The organism is Solibacillus sp. FSL W7-1472, from assembly GCF_037969775.1.
GTDB classification, from domain to species: domain Bacteria; phylum Bacillota; class Bacilli; order Bacillales_A; family Planococcaceae; genus Solibacillus; species Solibacillus silvestris.
The window spans coordinates 3,369,833-3,390,501 of sequence record NZ_CP150208.1; the positions used below are offsets into that span (position 1 = coordinate 3,369,833).

21 protein-coding genes are annotated in these 20,669 nt (G+C 39.9%); 6 read left to right on the forward strand and 15 right to left on the reverse strand.

Going from position 1 to position 20,669, the window contains the following annotated elements; genetic code table 11:
* Positions 1 to 71 precede the first annotated feature (71 nt).
* The 3 genes from perR to bcp form a co-directional block, all read right to left on the reverse strand.
* Complete coding sequence (perR, locus tag MKY07_RS16910; RefSeq protein ID WP_039966829.1) at positions 72 to 518, reverse strand: peroxide-responsive transcriptional repressor PerR; 447 nt, start codon at positions 516 to 518, stop codon at positions 72 to 74.
* Positions 519 to 694: 176 nt separating this feature from the next.
* Entirely contained in the window at positions 695 to 1,642 is a 948-nt protein-coding gene (locus MKY07_RS16915; protein ID WP_008405745.1) for a D-2-hydroxyacid dehydrogenase, read from the reverse strand.
* 24 nt (positions 1,643 to 1,666) lie between these two features.
* Positions 1,667 to 2,134 (reverse strand): thioredoxin-dependent thiol peroxidase, encoded by a 468-nt coding sequence (gene bcp / locus MKY07_RS16920; RefSeq protein ID WP_339263221.1) that lies wholly within the window; start codon positions 2,132 to 2,134, stop codon positions 1,667 to 1,669.
* Between the two features lie 133 nt (positions 2,135 to 2,267).
* Between bcp and MKY07_RS16925 the strand changes: the two genes are divergently transcribed.
* Together MKY07_RS16925 and MKY07_RS16930 are read left to right on the forward strand one after the other, a co-directional pair.
* Positions 2,268 to 3,554 carry a glutamate-1-semialdehyde 2,1-aminomutase gene (locus tag MKY07_RS16925; RefSeq protein ID WP_339263222.1) on the forward strand — a complete coding sequence of 429 codons (1,287 nt, stop codon included), beginning with the start codon at positions 2,268 to 2,270 and terminating at the stop codon, positions 3,552 to 3,554.
* Positions 3,555 to 3,622: 68 nt separating this feature from the next.
* The gene (locus MKY07_RS16930) at positions 3,623 to 4,717 is read left to right on the forward strand and encodes an aromatic acid exporter family protein (protein ID WP_008405739.1); all 1,095 of its coding nucleotides are present in this window, start codon (positions 3,623 to 3,625) and stop codon (positions 4,715 to 4,717) included.
* Between the two features lie 37 nt (positions 4,718 to 4,754).
* Here MKY07_RS16930 and MKY07_RS16935 read toward each other — a convergent pair whose 3' ends face one another.
* The 9 genes from MKY07_RS16935 to mutY form a co-directional block, all read right to left on the reverse strand.
* Positions 4,755 to 5,645, reverse strand: coding sequence for an ABC transporter permease (locus MKY07_RS16935; protein WP_339263223.1), 891 nt, complete (start codon positions 5,643 to 5,645; stop codon positions 4,755 to 4,757).
* Between the two features lie 16 nt (positions 5,646 to 5,661).
* Positions 5,662 to 6,666, reverse strand: coding sequence for an ABC transporter permease (locus MKY07_RS16940; protein WP_008405736.1), 1,005 nt, complete (start codon positions 6,664 to 6,666; stop codon positions 5,662 to 5,664).
* Between the two features lie 83 nt (positions 6,667 to 6,749).
* A complete protein-coding gene (locus MKY07_RS16945; protein WP_008405734.1) occupies positions 6,750 to 8,393 on the reverse strand; it encodes an ABC transporter substrate-binding protein in 1,644 nt (547 codons plus the stop codon).
* Positions 8,394 to 8,425: 32 nt separating this feature from the next.
* Positions 8,426 to 9,403 (reverse strand): dipeptide ABC transporter ATP-binding protein, encoded by a 978-nt coding sequence (locus MKY07_RS16950; protein WP_014822717.1) that lies wholly within the window; start codon positions 9,401 to 9,403, stop codon positions 8,426 to 8,428.
* Positions 9,378 to 10,397, reverse strand: coding sequence for an ABC transporter ATP-binding protein (locus tag MKY07_RS16955; protein ID WP_008405730.1), 1,020 nt, complete (start codon positions 10,395 to 10,397; stop codon positions 9,378 to 9,380). The genes MKY07_RS16950 and MKY07_RS16955 overlap by 26 nt, the downstream gene beginning before the upstream one ends.
* Positions 10,398 to 10,549: 152 nt before the next feature.
* Positions 10,550 to 12,274 (reverse strand): ABC transporter ATP-binding protein, encoded by a 1,725-nt coding sequence (locus tag MKY07_RS16960; protein WP_339264665.1) that lies wholly within the window; start codon positions 12,272 to 12,274, stop codon positions 10,550 to 10,552.
* Positions 12,275 to 12,424: 150 nt separating this feature from the next.
* Positions 12,425 to 12,973 (reverse strand): DUF402 domain-containing protein, encoded by a 549-nt coding sequence (locus MKY07_RS16965; RefSeq protein ID WP_014822714.1) that lies wholly within the window; start codon positions 12,971 to 12,973, stop codon positions 12,425 to 12,427.
* A 264-nt stretch (positions 12,974 to 13,237) separates the two neighbouring features.
* Positions 13,238 to 13,525 (reverse strand): hypothetical protein, encoded by a 288-nt coding sequence (locus MKY07_RS16970; RefSeq protein WP_008405726.1) that lies wholly within the window; start codon positions 13,523 to 13,525, stop codon positions 13,238 to 13,240.
* Between the two features lie 46 nt (positions 13,526 to 13,571).
* On the reverse strand, positions 13,572 to 14,630 hold the full coding sequence (gene mutY / locus MKY07_RS16975; protein ID WP_339263224.1) for an A/G-specific adenine glycosylase: 1,059 nt from the start codon (positions 14,628 to 14,630) through the stop codon (positions 13,572 to 13,574).
* A gap of 114 nt (positions 14,631 to 14,744) precedes the next feature.
* Between mutY and MKY07_RS16980 the strand changes: the two genes are divergently transcribed.
* Positions 14,745 to 15,734, forward strand: coding sequence for a metal-dependent hydrolase (locus MKY07_RS16980; protein WP_014822712.1), 990 nt, complete (start codon positions 14,745 to 14,747; stop codon positions 15,732 to 15,734).
* An 89-nt stretch (positions 15,735 to 15,823) separates the two neighbouring features.
* Here MKY07_RS16980 and MKY07_RS16985 read toward each other — a convergent pair whose 3' ends face one another.
* Genes MKY07_RS16985 through recX form a run of 3 tightly spaced genes read right to left on the reverse strand, consistent with a single transcriptional unit; the run spans position 15,824 to position 17,232 of the window.
* Complete coding sequence (locus tag MKY07_RS16985) at positions 15,824 to 16,093, reverse strand: YfhJ family protein (protein WP_008405720.1); 270 nt, start codon at positions 16,091 to 16,093, stop codon at positions 15,824 to 15,826.
* A gap of 1 nt (position 16,094) precedes the next feature.
* Positions 16,095 to 16,424, reverse strand: coding sequence for a YfhH family protein (locus MKY07_RS16990; RefSeq protein ID WP_339263225.1), 330 nt, complete (start codon positions 16,422 to 16,424; stop codon positions 16,095 to 16,097).
* The gene (recX, locus tag MKY07_RS16995; protein WP_008405718.1) at positions 16,417 to 17,232 is read right to left on the reverse strand and encodes a recombination regulator RecX; all 816 of its coding nucleotides are present in this window, start codon (positions 17,230 to 17,232) and stop codon (positions 16,417 to 16,419) included. The genes MKY07_RS16990 and recX overlap by 8 nt, the downstream gene beginning before the upstream one ends.
* Positions 17,233 to 17,339: 107 nt before the next feature.
* Between recX and MKY07_RS17000 the strand changes: the two genes are divergently transcribed.
* From MKY07_RS17000 to rlmD, 3 genes are all read left to right on the forward strand, one after another.
* A complete protein-coding gene (locus tag MKY07_RS17000) occupies positions 17,340 to 18,239 on the forward strand; it encodes a TIGR01777 family oxidoreductase (protein ID WP_014822711.1) in 900 nt (299 codons plus the stop codon).
* Between the two features lie 49 nt (positions 18,240 to 18,288).
* Positions 18,289 to 19,074 (forward strand): polysaccharide deacetylase family protein, encoded by a 786-nt coding sequence (locus MKY07_RS17005; protein WP_014822710.1) that lies wholly within the window; start codon positions 18,289 to 18,291, stop codon positions 19,072 to 19,074.
* A gap of 131 nt (positions 19,075 to 19,205) precedes the next feature.
* On the forward strand, positions 19,206 to 20,567 hold the full coding sequence (gene rlmD / locus MKY07_RS17010) for a 23S rRNA (uracil(1939)-C(5))-methyltransferase RlmD (protein WP_339264666.1): 1,362 nt from the start codon (positions 19,206 to 19,208) through the stop codon (positions 20,565 to 20,567).
* Positions 20,568 to 20,669: the final 102 nt, after the last annotated feature.

Consider the following 20,669-nt stretch of genomic DNA (forward strand, 5'->3'; position numbering starts at 1 on the left):
GTATTCAAACTTTTTGCTCCAGCTTTTTTCATATAAAAAAACCTAGCAACAACCGTTACTAGGTTAAACTATTATTGAACTTTTGTTGCACCGACTGCAATACAGTCAGGACATGTACCATAGACTTCTAAACGGTGCGAATTAACTTGAAAGCCTGTTACTTGCGAAGCAAACTGCTCCACTTCATTTAATCCGGGATAGTGGAAGTCTACAATTTTACCGCAGCCATCACAAATCATGTGATAATGGTCGCCCGTTACGAAATCGAAACGACTCGCTGCATCTCCATAATTAAGCTCTTTTACTAAGCCTACTTCACGAAAGACACGTAAATTATTATAAACTGTTGCTACACTCATATTAGGAAACTTATCGCAAAGCGCCTTGTATATATCATCAGCTGTTGGGTGAATCATACTTTGAATTAAATATTCCAAAATCGCATGACGCTGAGGAGTAATTCGTACACCAGTAGTCTTTAACGTGTCCAGCGCATCCTTCAAATGCAATTCAGACATCGTCATGCACCCCTTTTCATACATATTATTAATTTGTAATTGTTATAATTAGTGTAGCGAATTTGTCCATGCATTGTCAACAATTGCTTATTCCAATCGAAATAAAAGTATTTGATAGAAAGGCTAATTGAAAATGAAAGCGATTAAAGGCTTATTCTTTCATATAATATTCTCAATTAGTACCCTCTTAGAATATCCATCTTATTTTCTAAATCACGTTCCCCGTTCAACCATTTTTTCAGGCTTGGTTTAAAAATATCGAGACTGCGCTCTAAGTAACGCGATGAATGACTAGAAAAATGTGGTGAAAGTGTTACATTGTTCAAGTCCCATAGCAGGCTATCTGCCGGTAATGGCTCAATTTCATATACGTCCAATACAGCATGCCCAATTAGCTTGTCTTGCAAAACACCGACAAGTGTATCTGTTTCTACTAAGTCTCCCCGCCCGAAATTCATAAAGATAGCAGAACTTTTCATCAGTTCAAAATGCTCTCGAGTCAGCATATGCTTCGTTTCCTTTGTAGATGGCAGCATTGAAAGAATAATATCCGCTTTTGGTAGCTGCTCTTTTAAATCATCCAGCTTATACGTCTCATTCATATACGGTGCTTCTTTGCCTGAGCGGTTACAGCCAATTGTATGAACATCAAATGCCTGCAGAATCCGTCCTACTTCTCCACCGATTGCACCCGGACCGATAATTAAGGCTGTACTTCCATTTAACTCTGTCGGACGCGCCTTTTTATTCCATTCTTTCTTCTGCTGTTGCTCGTAAATAAACGGCAATACACGTTTCAAGGATAAAATATGAGCTAAAATTGACTCAGTCATCGGCTTCTTATGTATCCCGCGCACATTCGAAACGAGTATATTACGTTTCGCGATTGCTTCTGCCGGCATCTTTTCGATTCCAGCAGATGCTACAAAAATCCATTCCAATTTGTCTGCATGCTGCAAATGCTCTTCCTTTAAGTCTTCCCCATAGGTTACTAAAATTTCTGATTGAGCAAGTTTCTCCACATCCAGTTTCGTATCAAATAAAAAATCTGCTTGAGGAAACTCCGCCAGAAGCGGCTGTTTCAGATCCTCGCGTGGTTCAAATGTAAAATAAATCGTTACCATCAGTGATCCCCCTTTGTGTACATATTATTTTGTGCCATTTTTTAAATAGTTTAACACATCTTCAATATGGTTTTTCACCCGTACTTTTCGCCACTCTTTTTCAACAATACCCTCTTCATTAATTAAAAACGTTGTACGCTCAATGCCCATATATTCTTTTCCGAAGTTTTTCTTCAATGTCCATACACCATATTTCTCCGCAACTTCATGGTTCTCATCCACTAATAACGAAAACGGTAATCCGTGCTTTTCAATAAACTTGGTATGTTTCGCTGCATCATCCAAACTCACACCTAAAATTACAGCATTCAAATCTGAAAAGTCCTCATATTTGTCGCGGAAGTCGCAAGCCTGTGTTGTACAGCCCGGTGTTAAATCTTTCGGGTAAAAATAGAGAATAACATTTTTGCCTTTATAGTCTTCCAGCGAAATCAATTTCCCCTCCCCGTTTTGCAATGTAAATGCTGGTGCTTGTACTTTTTCTAATGTCATGTATTTTCCCTCCAAATTTTCTTCTATGATACAAAACAATGCCCGTTGCTTCAATTTCTTTGGCGTTCCCTTTCATTACATACTACAATAGAAATGAAATCATTTCATGTAACCTATTTTGGAGGAATAAATTATGAATCATACTAAATCTGAACAGCTTCATGCAGAAGCACTCGAACATATCGTTGGCGGGGTTAATAGTCCATCCCGTTCTTATAAAGCAGTGGGCGGCGGCGCACCTGTTGTCATGGTCCGCGGTAAAGGAGCATACTTTTGGGATGTGGACGGTAATCGTTACATCGATTATTTAGCAGCCTATGGACCGATCGTTACAGGGCATGGTCATCCGCATATCGCAAAAGCTATCGCCCATGCCGCAGAAACAGGTGTATTATTCGGTACACCGACAGAGCATGAAATCAAATTCGCAAAAATGTTAAAAGAAGCAATTCCTACATTGGATAAAGTACGTTTTAACAACTCCGGTACAGAAGCCGTGATGACATGTGTCCGTGTAGCACGCGCATTTACAGGCCGTACAAAGATCATTAAATTTGCCGGCTGCTATCACGGTCACTTCGACCAAGTACTTGTTGCTGCGGGATCAGGTCCAGCAACATTAGGTTCGCCTGACTCTGCCGGTGTTCCTCATGCTGTCGCTACGGAAGTAATTACAGTTCCTTTTAACAATAAGGAACAATTCACATTAGCAATGGAAAAATGGGGTAATGATGTTGCAGGGATTTTAATCGAGCCAATCGTTGGTAACTTTGGAATTGTTGAACCGCATAAAGGATTTTTGGAACATGTACATGCATTGGCAAAAGAGTATGGTGCCTTAACAATCCACGATGAAGTTATCACAGCTTTCCGTTTCCACTACGGGGCAGCACATACAATGCTCGGCTTAACTCCGGACTTAGTCGCAATGGGGAAAGTAATCGGCGGTGGTCTGCCAATCGGTGCATATGGTGGTCGTAAAGAAGTAATGGAAACAGTCGCACCACTAGGTCCTGCATACCAAGCAGGTACAATGGCTGGAAATCCTGCAAGTATGCAAGCAGGGATTGCATGTCTTGAAGTGTTACAGCAACCGGGGATTTATGAAGAAATGGATCGCTTAGGTGCTCTTCTAGAAGAAGGTATTTTAGCTGCTGCTAAAAAACAGAATGTTACGATTACATTAAACCGTTTAAAAGGTGCGTTCGCTATTTACTTTACTGATGTAAAAGTGGAAAACTATGAGCAAGCGGAAAATACGGACGGGGAAAAGTTCGGTCGCTTCTTTAAATTAATGTTATCTCAAGGCATCAACTTAGCCCCTTCAAAATATGAAGCATGGTTCTTAACGACAGAACATACAGAAGCAGATGTAGAAGAAACATTAAAAGCAGTAGATTACGCATTTTCTCAACTTTAATAAAACTGCCGCTATATATTTTATAGCGGCTTCTCTTCATTGACTCCCTCAGAAAGGAGGAAAAGAACATGAAACTAGGTGCACGCGTTTTAAAAACGGGTGTTGCAATTGTTTTCGCCTTATTTTTAGCTCAAATACTAAATGTACCCTCACCTGTGTTTGCTGCAATTGCTGCTGTATTCGCAATCCAGCCTTCTATTTACCGCTCTTATCTTACAATATTAGAGCAAATACAGGGTAATATAATCGGCGCTACCATTGCTGTCCTATTCGGTCTCATTTTCGGACATCATATCGTGGCTGTCGGTATTGCCGCTATTGTTGTCCTTGGCATTATGATGAAGCTAAAGCTCGAAAAATCCGTTTCACTGGCACTCGTAACGATGATTGCCATTATGGAAGTACCGGGCGATGATTTTCTAATGTTTGGTTTAATCCGATTTAGTACTGTCATGCTGGGTGTTTTTGCTGCTTTCGTTGTCAATATGTTATTTGTACCGCCTAAATACGAAATAAAATTATTTAAAATGATTAACTCTGTCCAGGATGATATCATTCGCTGGACACGTTTAGCCGTTCGCCAGGCTAGTGAACATACTTCAACAAAAATGGCTGTAAGTAAATTGCAGTCCCGACTAAATGAAATTGATACAATGTATGGTTTTTTCAAAGAAGAACGCAGCTATTTCAAAAACCGGAAGTATGTGAAAGCCCGAAAACTGGTTATTTACCGCCAAATGTTATTAACTTCGAAAAAAAGCTATGAGTTGCTCGTTCGTCTGCATAAACATGAAAATGAGCTCGGGAAGTTACCAAGTAAATTCCAAGTAATTATTCAAGAACGTTTAGACTTCTTGCTAACCTACCACGAACAACTGTTATTGAAGTATACCGGGAAGCTGAGGCCAGAACATTCAAAATGGACACGTCACGAGGAATATTTGCAAGGCAGTGAGCTAATGGAGCAGTTTATCAAACAGATCGCCCTTGCTCAGGAAGAGGCGGCAGAAGATGAGCAGTTTTCAAGCTACCATCTGCTTTATATTTTATCGCGGATATTAGATTACGAGGAAAACCTGGAGCATCTTGATACGTTGATCGTTTCTTATCGCAGCTTCCATAGTGAAGAAAAAAACCTCGACTTGGAATCAGAGTTCTACTAAATAAAAAGAAGGTGTGCATTTTTCGCACACCTTCTTTTTAACTTTTCATCTTCGGATCAAGTGCATCCCGCAATCCGTCACCCATAAGGTTAAAGCCGATTACTGTGAGCATAATCGCAAGTCCCGGGAAAATCATCGCCCATGGTGCGTTCATTAAAAACATCCGCGCATCTGCAAGCATTTTCCCCCACTCCGGCTGAGGAGCTTCTGCACCAAGTCCTAAAAACCCGAGTGCTGCCGCTTCGATAATCGCTGTCGCAATCGCCAATGTTCCCTGAACAATTACGGGAGTCATTGAGTTCGGCAAAATATGCTTCCATAATATCCGAGAGTTTTTCATACCGATAGCTTTTGCGGAATGAATATACTCTTCTTCTTTTATACTAAGCACCCGCGACCGGATCAGTCGGCCAAAGTTCGGTATATTAATAACCGCAATCGCAATTAATGCATTTTGCAATGATGGGCCTAAAATCGATACAATTGCGATCGCCAATAAAATACTTGGAAACGCAAGCATAATATCAAAGATTCGTGAAATAATCGTATCAACCCAACGACCATAATAGCCTGCAATAATCCCTAAAAAACTGCCGGCAACTGCAGAGATTAACACAGCCGATAAACCAACCGTTAACGAGATGCGTGCCCCATGTAAAATTCGCGAAAATATGTCGCGGCCTAAATCATCTGTTCCAAACCAGAAATCAGCAGATGGAGGCTGCAGACGCATACTTAAATTTTGCTCATTTATACCTTGTGGTGCAAACAAAGGGCCGAATATTGCCAGAAGCACAAAAAATAACACAATTGCACTGCCGAACAGCGCAGACTTACTTTTCTTGAAATTCGTCCACGCCTCTTGCCATGGTCCTTTTACTCGTTCTTCTTTAATTCGCTGAACTCGATTTTGTATAATTTCAGCCATGCTATGCGCCTCCTCTCTAGTTGTATTTAATGCGCGAATCAATCACCGTATATAAAAGGTCAACAATCAGGTTAATCATTACGAATAAAAAGGCAACAATTAAAATACCTGACTGGATGACAGGATAATCACGGAATCCTATCGCTTCGTATATATAGCGGCCAATTCCCGGCCAACTGAAAATCGTTTCCGTTAAGATGGCACCACCTAACAGCATGCCCGTTTGTAAGCCGACTACCGTCAAGACAGGAATCAACGCATTTTTCAATGCATGCTTATAAACAACGACAAACATTTTTTGACCTTTTGCCCGCGCTGTACGAACAAAATCAGAACGCATTACTTCCAACATTGAGGCTCTTGTCATTCGTGCAATAATCGCTGTCGGAATTGTTGCAAGTGCAATGCCAGGTAATAATAAGTGCTTTAACACAACAATAAATTGATCAAACCGGCCTTGCCATAATGTATCAATCAAGTAGAAGTGGGTAATGGCCATAACAGGATCCCGCACTTCTTCCCGTCCCGATGTCGGTAACCAGCCCAGCTGAATACCGAATGCCCATTGCTCCATTAAACCTAACCAGAAAATCGGCATCGAAACACCGATTAAAGCAATCACCATCGCTAAGTAATCAAACCATGAATTTTGAAACCATGATGAAATAATCCCTGCATTTACTCCAACGATAATTGCGATAATCATCGCGAAAAATGCCAGTTCAAATGTAGCTGCTAAATAAGGCCACATTTCAGAAGAGATCGGCTGCCTCGTTCTTAATGACTCTCCCAAATCTCCCGTTACAATCCCTTTCAAATAATCGAAATATTGAATATACCACGGATTATCAAGGCCAAGTTTCAGGCGAAGTGCCGCGATTGCATCAGCAGTAGCTTGCTGTCCTAAAATGACTTGTGCTGGATCCCCGGGAATGGCACGGATAATAAGAAATACTAAAAAAGTCATTCCAAGTAATACAGGAATTAAATGCAGTAGACGTTTGCCAATGTAGTGAAGCATGCTCTTCACCCCTTTTATGAATGTATGGTTCTACTAGTTGAAAAAAGGAGAGGAATATTCCTCCCCTTTCAAAGAATTCTCTATTACTCCATTGAAACTTTATCCAATTTATCAGAACCTGTTGGATGAGGCTTGAAGTCCTTTACACCTGCTTTTGCTGCTAATAACGGTGTAGAGTGAGCAAGCGGAACCCATGGAGCATCATCATGAATGATTTCCTGTGCTTTTTTGTATAACTCATTACGCACATTTTCATCTGTTTCCGACTGTGCCTGAATTAATAACTCATGCACTTCTTCATTAGAATAGAACGCATAGTTGTTTGAACCGATATTATCTTTGTCTAATAATGTGTAAATGAAGTTGTCAGCATCTCCATTGTCACCAGTCCAGCCAAGCATGAATGCATCTGCTTCACCGTTTTTCGCTTTTTCTAAATATGTTGCCCATTCAAAAGTAACGATTTTCGATGGGATTCCAACATCTTCTAAGTTCTTCTGGATAACTTCCGCCACTTTCGCTCCGTCCGGCATATATGGACGAGGAACCGGCATTGCCCATAACTCAATTTCTTTTCCGTCATAGCCAGCTTCAGCTAATAAAGATTTCGCTTTTTCCGGATCATACGGATATGGAGAAATTGCATCATTGTAACCGCTAATTGAAGATGGCATCGGGTTTGCCGCTACTTCTGCACGTCCTTCAAAGAACGCATCAACAATCGCCTGTTTATCGATTGCATAGTTAACTGCTTGACGTACCAGTTTGTTATCAAACGGTGCGCGTGTATTCGTTAAACCTAAATAACCAATGTTCATTGATGGACGTTCAATCAGTTGTAGAGTAGAATCACCTTCCACTGTTTTACCGTCTGAAGGGTTAATACCATCAGCTAAATCGATATTGCCTGCCATTAATTCATTTAAACGAGCAGAGTTATCCGGAATTGAACGGAAGATAACTTTATCTAATTTCGGTAAACCTTCTTGCCAGTAATCTTCAAACTTCTCAATCGTGATTGAGTCATTACGTTTCCAGTCTGTAAATTTAAATGGACCTGTACCTACAGGATTGTCGCCGAATTTATCGCCTGCTGCTTCAAATGCAGTTGGCGAACCAATTCCGAACGGGCTCATCGCCAAGTTTTTAAGGAATGGTGCCTGCGGACGAGAAAGTGTGAATACAACTGTATGATCCCCTTCTGCCGTTACATCTTTAATAATATCTTCGCCCTCTGCTTTAAACATAGAGTTGAAATAGTAGAAATCTTCCTCTTTTCCACCTTTCCAGCGATTGATATTTTTAATAACCGCGTCTGCATTGAAGTCTGTGCCATCATGGAATTTGACGCCTTCTTGAAGCTGGAATGTATAAGTTAAACCATCTTCACTTACTTCCCATTCTTTTGCCAGTCCAGGGTTGATTGTTGTATCTTGCTCCCCAAAGTTTAGTAATGTTTCAAATACGTTTTGTGTAACTTTAAACGATTCGCCATCTGTTACGATACCTGGATCAAGTGAAACAGAATCTGCTCCACGACCAAATACTAATACTTGAGGTGTTGAAGAACTTGAATTGTCTGTCGTATTGCTGTCTGTATTTGTACTTGAATCGTTATTTGTTTCTGATGATGACGTTTCTGCATCGTCAGCACCACAAGCAGCTAAAAATAATGACATTATTAATAGCATCATTAGACTTACTAAATACAATTTACCTTTCCTCAATAAAAAAACCCCCTAGACTTTTTAATCTATTATCATTGCGGCGTTTCATATAAATGACACGCAACAGAATGACCTGGTTTAACTTGCTGGAGCATCGGAATTTCTTGTTTGCACTTATCCATCGCAAAAGGACAGCGTGTATGGAATGTGCATCCTGTCGGCGGATTTGACGGGCTCGGTATATCACCTTTCAGCAATAGCTGTTCCCGTTCAAACTGCGGATCCGGAATTGGTACAGCCGATAATAGTGCCTGTGTATAAGGATGTAATGGCTCATGATATAACGATTCGCTTTCCGCAATTTCGACAAGCCTCCCTAAGTACATCACGCCTACTCGGTCACTAATATGTCGCACAACCCCTAAATCATGGGCAATAAATATATATGTCAGTTTCAAATCTTCCTGCAATCGCTGCATTAAATTTAAAACTTGTGCCTGAATGGATACGTCCAGTGCAGATACCGGTTCATCTGCAATAATCAGTTTCGGATTAGTCATTAAGGCTCTAGCGATACCGATTCGCTGTCTTTGTCCGCCGCTAAACTGGTGAGGATAACGCTTCGCATGATAGGAGCTTAAACCGACGATTTCCAAGTATTCATGGACTTTCTTTTTTCGTTCCTTCGCATTCCCAATTCCGTGGACAATTAACGGTTCCTCTAAAATTTTTTCAACTGTATGTCTTGGATTTAATGAGGCATACGGGTCCTGAAATACCATTTGAATCTCTCGTCGAACTTTTCGCATTTGCTCGCTGGTTAACTCCGTGAGCTCAACGCCATCAAATGTCACCTGGCCATCTGTAGGTTCATGCAATCGCATAATCGCCCGGCCAGTAGTAGATTTCCCGCAGCCGGATTCTCCGACAATGCCTAATGTTTCTCCTTCATAAAGCTCAAACGATATATCATCGACCGCCTTTACATCACCGACATGGCGTGAAAAAATCCCATGTCGAATTGGGAAATATTTTTTTAAGTTGTCAACTTTCAGCAGCACTTTCGACATGTGTAACTCCCCCTTCCTCCATATCCAATAAGAAACATCTTGCTTTATGTGTACCGGATGATTCATATAGCGGAGGGTTATTTGTTAAACAACGGTCAAATGCGTATTCACATCGTGCTGCAAAACGGCAGCCTTCCAAAATGGAGCCCGGTTTCGGAACATTCCCAGGAATTGAATAAAGCGTATCCTTTTTATAACGCATATCGGGTACAGACTGGATGAGTCCTTTCGTATAAGGATGCTGCGGGTTTTTAAATATTTCATTGACCGGCGCTTCTTCAACGATTTGTCCAGCGTACATGACAATGACGCGCTCACAGGTTTCCGCAACAACACCTAAATCATGTGTAATGAGTAAAACAGCAGTGTTCAGCCTTTCATTTAAATCCCGCATTAACTTTAATATTTGGGCTTGGATTGTAACATCGAGGGCTGTTGTCGGTTCATCGGCGATAAGCACTTTTGGATTACATACAAGGGCCATTGCAATCATTACACGTTGCCGCATTCCTCCTGATAGCTGATGAGGATAATCTTTAAGCAACTGTTCTGCGCGCGGCAAGCCGACCAACTTCATGATTTCCACCGCTCGTGCACTTGCTTCTTTTTTCGACCATTTTGGATGGTGGATTCGGATTGCTTCGATCAATTGGTTCCCGATTGTAAACAAAGGATTTAGCGAAGTCATCGGTTCCTGGAAGATCATCGCGATTTCATTGCCTCGAATTTTGCGCATTTGCTTATCTGAAAGCTTCGAAATGTCTTGCCCTTTCAATAAAATTTCTCCATTTGTTATTTTTCCGGGAGGACTCGGTACCAGCCCCATAATAGAGAGGGAAGTAACACTTTTACCACAGCCAGATTCCCCTACGATAGCGAGAATTTCCCCTTCATGAATTGAAAAGCTTATCCGATCGACAGCTGCAACCTTTCCACTGTCTGAAAAAAATGTCGTTTCTAACTCTCTCACTTCAAGCACAGCTTTTCGACTCATTTAAACACCTCAGTTTTCTGAAGATTAAAAGTATTTGAAAATATGATATTATAACTTCTACTAATTTACAACATTATCGTAAAAAAATGTATTTTAAAATATACATAAAAAAAGTGACCATGCTGATTTTTTTTCAACATAGTCACTCAAATTTAATCTAATTTTTGTACTTGGAATAAGTTATAATATGCTCCTTGTTGCTCCATTAGTCGTTGATGAGTCCCTGATTCTACAACTTCTCCGTGATCGATAACGAAAATGTTGTCGGCATGGGTAATTGTGGACAGTCGGTGAGCAATAATGATCGTCGTCCGCTCATGTGCTAAACGGTCAAGCGAGTCTTGGATAAGTGCTTCACTTTCCAGGTCAAGTGCAGAAGTCGCCTCATCCAATACAAGAATTGGGGGATTTTTAAGAAATACTCGTGCGATTGCCACACGCTGCTTCTGCCCGCCTGAAAGTTTAACACCACGTTCTCCCACTTTCGTGTCATAGCCTTCCGGTAAACCCATAATAAAGTCATGGGCATTCGCCGCTTTGGCAGCAGCAACTATTTCCTCATCCGTCGCATGCGGATTCCCCATTAAAATATTCTGCTTCACTGAATCGCTAAACAAAATATTATCCTGTAATACTATCCCGATTTGCGAGCGTAATGATTCAATCGTAACATCTTTAACGTTTAGATCATCAATTTTCACCGCTCCCTCCGTCACATCATAGAAGCGCGGAATTAAGCTGACGATTGTCGATTTCCCCCCGCCGCTCATACCTACAAAGGCGACAGTTTGTCCAGGTTCAATCGTGAAATCAACTTCATTTAAAATTGTGTTTCCATCTTTATCATACTTGAATGTAACTCGGTCAAATTGAAGTTTCCCTTTTGCTGCGGGTAACACCATTGCGTCAGGCTTGTTTTGAACTTCATATTTCTCGTCCATCAGTTCAAACATGCGGTCCATTGACGCAATTGACTGAGTCAATGTTGTCGATGAGCTTACCAATCGGCGAAGCGGTCCATACAGGCGTTCAATATAGGCATAAAATGCAACAAGTACACCGATGGATAAGTCACCTTGTAAAAATTGATAACCTGCATAGCCAATTACGATCAGCGGCGCCATATCCGTAATAGTATTAACTACAGCAAAAGATTTGGCGTTCCAGCGTGAATGGTCCAATGCTTTATTAAGAAATTCTCCATTCGTTTCATCGAAAATTTTCTGCTCATGCTTTTCCAATGTAAAACTTTTAATAATGCTCATACCGGCAACACGTTCGTGCAGATAACTTTGAACACCAGCCAGAGCCTGTGACCGTTCCTTCGTTAAACTTCGTAGTCGTCCGAAGAAATACTTTACACTAAATGCGTAAAATGGCAGAGCAATAAGCGAAACAAGCGTCAGCTTCACATCCATCGCAAACATGACGGCAATCACGATTAAAATCGTCGCTAAATCCAGCCATAAGTTCATCAATCCTGTCATAACAAAGTTCTTCGTCTGCTCAACATCATTGATGACACGCGAAATCACCTCTCCAGCTCGGGTATTCGCATAATACTTTAAGCTTAATTTTTGCAAGTGCCCATACAATTCTTTACGTATATCAAATAAAATATTGTTACTCAAGTTTTGTGCAAAGTATTGGCGGTAATATTCGATTGGTGGACGAATAACAAAAAACAGTACAAGTGCAATTCCGATCCATGTAAATAATTGCTTTGTCTTCTCCTCAGTAGACATACCATCGTTCAACAATATATCATCGATAATTATTTGCAGGAGCCACGGTAAAAATAACGGAATGGCAAATTTTAGTATGCCGATTACGATTGTTAAAAATAAAAGCATTTTATACGGCTTTACGAACCGCATATAACGTTTAATACTATCCAATGCAAAAAACACTTCCCCTCAGAAATTTTGCAACAGCAATTATCATATCATAATTCCCCATTTAACATTTACACATGTACTTTACCCAAAAGAAAAACACAAGCAACCTAAAAAGCTGCTTGTGTCCCACTACTCTTTATTTGCCTGAATTTCACTCAATAAGATATAACGATTCGTCCAAGACTCTATGAAATCCTGAGCGAATGGTCCACGGCGTTGTTCAATCCAGCTTACCAATGTTTTAACATTACGCTGTAAAATTTTATCTATGACTTCGGGATAATTCATTTCCAACCTGTGCTGCTCATATTCATCTTCATCCAGTAATGCATGACTCATATCAGGAAACACCTTTACGTCCAAATCATAGTCAATATATTTTAAGCAATTGTTATCAAACACAAACGGTGAACTGATGTTGCAATAGTAGTACACGCCGTCGTCCCGCAGCATACAAATAATATTGAACCAATGCTCTGCATGAAAGTAACAAATCGAGGGCTCACGTGTCAGCCAAGTGCGACCATCTGATTCCGTAACAAGTGTTTTTTCATTCGCACCGATAATAATATTTTTCGTTGCTTTTAATACCATCGTTTCTTGCCAGACACGGTGGATATTACCATTGTGCTTATAACTATGTATTTGGATTTTTTCTCCTTCAACCGGTAATGCCATCATAAAGCCCACCTTTTCGTCTCAGCTAAAAATTCTAGCAGTCTTTATTGTATTATAACAATGCTTTGGCAAAACTTGTAGTTCGAATACAATTATTTTCAATTTTGCGTGAAAATTATTACGATGCCTTAATGTTGCACGTTTTAAACAAAGAATTAATTAGTAGTATGTGACACTTCTTTTATAACTTCCCCGCTCTTTCATTTTAAAACAAAAAAAGATGCTCTGAAAGTTTGCACTTTCAGAACATCTTTCTACACTTCATTAGAAGTTGTTATTGTTACGTTTCGCGAATTGTGCGTTACGCTGCTCTTGTTCACGTTGTTGTTTTTGGTTTTGTTGTTGAACCTCGTTGAAATTTTCGTCTTGGCCGAATTCTTCAAGGTTGTTTTGTCGGTTATTGTTTTGACGGTTATTCTGGTTTTGATTTTGGTTTTGCTGGTTGAAATCGTTGAAGTTTAGGTCTTGACCAAACTCTTCACGGTTGTTTTGTTGGTTGTTACGTTGGTTTTGGTTTTGTTGTTTGTTGCGGTTTTGTTCATTGCGACTCATTTTTTGTCACCTCCATGACCATTATTGTGGTCTGGTGGCAAATTAATTATGCATTTATTTTCCCCCATATTTTTAACATCGGCACAGGCATTGGTAAATTGGCAATTTGCTCTTTTGTAAAGTATGCTGTATTTTCCGGATTTGCATTCGTTTCAACTGCATCGACCAAATAGCTGTCAATATGCCATTTCAAGTGAGAAAAAACATGGCTGAAACTTAAAATTGTTTCCTTAGAATTGTGCTCCAAAGTAACGTTATATTGTTTTTCCACTTTGGTTAAACTATTTTCATCTGCCTGGCGTTCAATCATAATAAACTGCCACATATTCGCGAGCAGACCTGCTTGCGGTCGTTTTTCCATTAAAAAACGTCCTTGCTGATCACGGATAATATAAACATCATATTCGATATTTTTTGTTTTTAGCTTTTTGGATTTAACCGGTAAGCTGGATGGATCACCTTCATGGAATGCCGTGCAGTAATCACGCACTGGGCATAATAAGCATTTTGGTGAAGTTGGTGTACAAATTAACGCACCTAGCTCCATCAGTCCTTGATTAAATGCAGATGCATTTTCAGGATCAATCAGCTCTGTTACCGCTTGTTCAAAAATTTTCTTTGTTTTTGGCAAAGCGATATCGGCATCAATATTTAATACGCGACTTAAAACACGCATGACATTTCCATCTACAGCATGCTCCGGCTTCCCGTAAGCAATACTTAATATTGCACCTGCAGTATATGGTCCAACACCTTTTAGCTTTGAAATATCAACGCGGTTATCCGGCACTTTTCCGCCGTACACCTCGACTACTTCTCGGACACCTGCTTGTAAATTACGTACACGGGAATAATACCCTAGACCTTCCCACATTTTAAGCAGCTCTTCTTCCGGTGAATAGGCTAAGCTTTCCGCTGTCGGGTATTTTTCGATAAAACGGTTGTAATATGGGATGACTGTATCAACTCTTGTTTGCTGCAGCATGACTTCAGACACCCAAATTTGATAGGGTTCTTTCGTACGACGCCAAGGCAAATCTCGTTGCTCTTCCAAAAACCATTGCACTAATGCTTGGCGAAACTGTTTTGTATATTGATAGTTCACATTGTCCTCCAAAAATTCGATTTTATTTCCTTAAAAAAGGGTATATTATAATGTGGATACGATTGCTAAATTTTTCCGTTCTCGAACGGTTTTAAGATCGAGGGGTTGATACATTTGGATTCTGGCACACATTTCGTCATGGGGATTGCTATTGGAGGCCTAGCACTTGTAGACCCGACTGTCGCAAGTCATTCTATGACCTTTACGGCTGTAATGGCAGGAACGATTATCGGACAACAGGCACCGGATATTGATACGGTTTTAAAACTTCGTAATAATGCGGTTTATATACGCCATCACCGAGGGATTACACATTCAATACCAGCCGTTTTACTATGGCCTCTATTAATAACAGGTGTTCTCGCCCTTATTTTACCTGATGTCCATCTGTTCAATGTTTGGCTATGGACTCAAATCGCCGTATTTTTACATGTTTTTGTAGATATTTTTAATGCATACGGCACACAGGCATTGCGCCCTTTTTCAAAAAAGTGGGTTGCACTCGGTGTTATTAATACATTCGATCCATTAATATTTACGATGCACTGTATTGGTATTTTACTTTGGTTATTAGGGACAGAACCCGTCCTCACATTTACGGTCATGTATATCGTTATTTTCTTCTATTATATTTTACGTTTTGCTCTTCAAAAGGCGGTTAAAACTGCTGTCCATCATGAATTGCAGGACGAAGAGTTTGTAATTGTCGCTCCGACAATGCGCTTTTTCCATTGGAAAGTTGCCGCTAAATCGAAAACGCATTTCTATGTTGGCCGTGCCTATCGCAGATCTGTCAATATTTACGATAAGTTCGAGATTGAACCTATCCCAAAAACAGAACTCGTTGAAAAAGCGTTAAAAGATCCAAATTTAGATGCCTTTTTATCGTTTTCACCACTTTACCGGTGGGAAATTTCAGAGCTTGAAAGCGGCGTGACAGAACTGCGTTTAATCGATTTACGCTACCGAAGTAATGATCGCTATCCATTCGTTGCAGTCGCCCATTTAGATGAAGAGCTTAACATTGTCAATTCTTATACCGGCTGGATTTTTACAGAAGAAAAATTGCAGAAACGACTGCAAATAGGGGCCGGCAATGACTAAATAAAATGACGTAAAACCACCAGCCACAACTGGTGGTTTTATATTGGAATCAGCTGTAAATAAAACAATTACACTAAAGCTGACTGGTTTTAATTTAACGTATCATCACTGTCATTTAATAAATGCGCATATTTCGGATTTTGGGCCGCAAATAAATGAAGCTTATCCCCATAGCTTTCAATTAACTGACTCACTAATTTAGCTGTATATTCGGCACCGCGGTAATCCGCCCCAGCCTTGGCAGATGTAGACTCGAAATCGCTGCATAATAATTCCACCCACGTTCGGGCACGACCTGCCGGTAATTTAGGGTTTTTCGCTAGTAATTGTTCTGTTAGTCTTTGGTATAACTCTTCCATGCTACTTCCCTTCCTTCATCGGACGTAAAATAGAAACAGGTAATGCTTCTTCAAAACGTTCCGAACCTAATCGGTGTCCCCATGCAAAGCGACCTTTTAAATAATCTACTTGGAAAAACTCACCCGGCGATCCATTTAGACGATAGATTTCGCGTGGAATAATTGTTGAAAGATCAACTAAATATGCCTCTGCCAGTAATGCTTTACGCTCATAAACTGCATATTCATTAACAATCCCCAATTGCTCTGCTTTTCTCGCACGTTCACGTAAATTCGCAATTTCCTGACGTAATTCCGGTTCAGACATTGCACTATATGTTAATTCATTCATTTTGTTGTTGCTCCTTCTGTTCAATATATTCATTAATTTTCTCTATCGGAAAGCCCTTTTGATAAAGCGCCTGTTTTACTTTTTGCCGAAGATCAGATCCTGTTAATTTAGCTGCATATTTGCGCCAAATTTTATCACCTTGAGCTTCTATTAATTCGGACCATTCATCTTCGTCACGGTCTAATGTAATCTGTTCGAGTATTTCTTTAACAATCTCATAGGAATACCCTTTACGCAACAGCACATCCTGAATTTTCTGCTTCACTTGTGTCGGAGTTTTATTTGTATTGGAACGCACAGCTTTTTCCGCCAGTTCCATTGCAAGCTTTAATTGCTCCTCATGATCATATGTCGCCAATACTTTCTGTTGCAAATTTTTATCAATCCCTTTTTGCATCAGGTCTTGCCGAATTGCAGCCGGTCCTTTTTTTGTCGTACGCTTTCTCGTTTCAAGCAGTGCTTTGGAATAGCTTTCATCATTTAAAAAACCTAAGCCCGTTAATTTATGAATAGCTTCTTGTACAACTGCTTCCCCATGCCCTGCTTTCAGGAGCTTGGACTTCACTTCATGTTCACTGCGCATTTGGAAGCTAAGAAAATTGAGCGCTTTGTTAAACGCTTTTGCAATTTCATCTTCATATTGTATTTCATCTATTTCCATCTGCTCAAGTACTTTGCCTTTTTGCAGACCGAACTTAATAAGTGTCCCTTCATCAACTGCAAAAGCATACTGTTCGTTCAAATAAATATTGTAGCGCTCTTGATTGTTTTTTTGTCGACCAATTTTCGTAATAATTTGCACTTGCACCGTGTACACCTCACAATAACAATGTACATTCTAGTATACATCTTTTTACTTATAGTTTCATCGAACGGTATACTGATACTAATGAAATGAAATAAGGCGGTGTTTGTATGAAAGTTGCAATTGCAGGTGGGACAGGAATGGTTGGCAGAAGGTTGAGTAAGCTATTACTTGAAAAAGGTCACGAAGTCATAATTTTAACTCGTGGAGAGCAGCAAGTTAAAAATAACATCCACTATGTACAATGGCTAAACGATGACTCGACACCCGAGCTTTTCATGGAAAATACTGATGCATTTGTAAATTTAGCCGGAGTATCACTAAATGAAGGTCGATGGACAGATGAACAAAAACAAAAAATACTATCAAGCCGAATCGAATCTACCGATGAAGTCATCCGTATACTACAAAATTTAATGGATAAACCAAAAGTACTTATTAATGCGAGTGCTGTTGGTATTTATCCTGTTTCTGAAAAAGCTGTTTATACAGAACAAGCTCCTGAAAAAGCATCTGATTTTTTAGGAAACGTTGTAGTCCAATGGGAAGAAAGAGCAATGCAGGCTCAACAACTAGGCATTCGCACTTGTTTAACCCGTTTTGGCGTTATTTTGGAAAAAGGCGAAGGTGCATTGCCGATGATGGTACTTCCTTATAAGCTTGGTGTTGGCGGAACAATTGGATCAGGCAGACAGTGGCTTAGCTGGATTCATGTAGAGGATGTAGCACGTGCTATACTTTTTGCAATCGAAAACGATACATTATCAGGGCCAATTAATTTTACAACACCAAATGTAAAACGAATGAAGCAATTCGGGCAATCAATAAGTCATGCATTGAAGCGTCCACATTGGTTCCCGGTTCCAAGTATTGCTTTAAAGATCGCTCTTGGTGAAAAAAGTATGCTCGTACTGGAAGGGCAGCATGTATTACCCGAAAAATTGTTAAACGCAAATTTTGAATTCAAGTTTATTTCTGTGGAAGATGCAATTCGTGATCTATATGAATAAAACAATGCTTTTCACGCAACCTACCTTGTAAAAGGAGGTTGCTTTTTCATTGAAAAAACATATTTTAGGGATTAGCTTCGTGTTAGTTGCCACATTTATATCCTTTATGTCTGTTGCAAAAGCCGAGGAATTTCATTGGGGCTTCAAGCCAAGCCGTAATGGCGAGCCTGTAGAAATAGGTGAACCGCTTGAATCTATGTTAAGTAAATACGGTGCCATTTATAAAGGCAATGAAGAAAAGAAAATCGTTTACTTAACATTCGATAACGGCTACGAAAATGGCTATACCGAGAGTATTTTAAATACTTTGCGGGAAGAAAAAGCTCCGGCCACTTTCTTCTTGACCGGTCATTATTTAACAAGCGCGACCGATTTAGTAAAAACGATGGTTAAAGATGGCCATATTATCGGAAACCACTCTTATGGGCATCCGAATATGGCGCGTTTGTCCGCTGAAGAAATGAAGAAGGAATGGAAACGGTTTGATGATAAATTAAATGAATTGACTGGTGTCAAACGGACTTATTATGCCCGACCGCCAGAAGGTATCTTTAATGAAGAAGTTTTGAAAGTCGGCAATGAAGTGGGCTATCGCCATATGTTCTGGTCCATCGCTTTTAAAGATTGGCTAAAAGATGAACGACGCGGCGCAAAATATGCTTATGATGCACTAATGAACCAGCTACATCCAGGTGCAATTATTTTAATGCATACGGTAGCTCAGGATAATGCCGAAGCGATACCTCAATTCATAAAAGATGCTAAAGCACAAGGTTACACGTTTGGCTCTCTGGATGATCTGGTGCTTGAATACGAAAAAATTTCCCCGTATTAAAAAAGTAGCGTTCCTTTCTTTTCATTGTACTTTCCGCTATACTGAAATGATGAAGAAAAGGAAGTGACTCGCACTAAATTTTGGTGCGAGTTACTCTATTTAAAGGACGTGTAAACTTGAGTGAACTAAAAATGGAAGTCGGGCAAAAGTTCCCGTTAACGATAAAGCGCCTTGGCATTAATGGTGAAGGTGTCGGTTTTTATAAACGCAATGTCGTATTCGTAAAAGGTGCGATTCCTGGGGAAGAAGTAACAGTAAAATTAACAAAAGTATCCCCGAAATTTGCTGAAGCGGAAATTTTGGCAGTACGTAAAGCAAGCGAATTCCGCCAAGAAGCACCTTGCCCTGTGTATTCTGAATGTGGTGGTTGTCAATTACAGCATATGACTTATGAAGCGCAGTTAATGAATAAGCGTGATATCGTCGTACAGGCATTCGAAAAATACGCAAAAGAAATTGGACAAACTGCTGAAATCCGCCCAACGATCGGAATGGATAATCCTTGGCATTACCGCAACAAATCCCAGTTCCAAGTACGTAAAGAAGGCAAGCGTGTATATGCAGGTCTATTTACTGAAGGAACTAACCAGCTTCTAAATATTAATGATTGTCTTGTACAGCATCCTGTAACTTCAAAAATTACAGTTGCTACTCGTAAAATTTTACAGAAACTAAATATCCCGATTTATGATGGGAAAACGTTAAATGGCTTAGTTCGAACAATTGTTGTTCGTACAGGTATGCGCTCTGGCGAAACACAAGTATGTCTTGTAACAACTCGCCGTGAGCTTCCGCATAAAGAAGAGTTAATTGAACGCATTAAAAAGATTGATCCTTCAATCGTTTCCATTACACAAAACGTCAACCGTGAGAAGACATCGCTTATATTTGGACCTGACACTTTTATTTTAGACGGAAAAGAAGCGATTCATGAAAAGTTGGGTGAATTTGCATTTGATTTATCAACTCGTGCATTTTTCCAGCTTAATCCTGAACAAACAGTACATTTATATAATGAAATTAAAAAAGCTGCAGCACTGACAGGGAAAGAAAATGTTGTCGATGCATATTGCGGTGTTGGAACAATCGGTATGTGGCTGGCAGAAGGTGCCCGTGAAGTCCGCGGTATGGACAATGTCGACGAAGCAATTGCTGATGCGAAGTATAATGCACGTACAAACGATAATCTGCAGCATGTACGTTTCTTCCCAGGCTCTGCAGATAAATGGCTTTTCCGCTGGTCAAAAGAAGATTACCGTCCAGATGTCATTTGTGTGGATCCACCCCGCACAGGTTTAGAGCCAGGCTTTATTAGAACTGTATTAAAAATTAAACCAAAGCGTTTTGTTTACACATCGTGTAACCCTTCAACACTAGCGCGTGATTTAAAGGAATTATCAAAGAGTTACAACGTTGAATATATTCAACCAGTCGATATGTTCCCGCAAACAGCACAGGTTGAATGTGTCGTGAAACTGACATTAAAAAAATAATAGGTTCCATACGCCTACACAAAATTTTGTGTAGGTTTTTTCTCTTGGTAAAAACTTGCATATACACTTCAATTAACGCAATATTAAATCAAATATACTTTC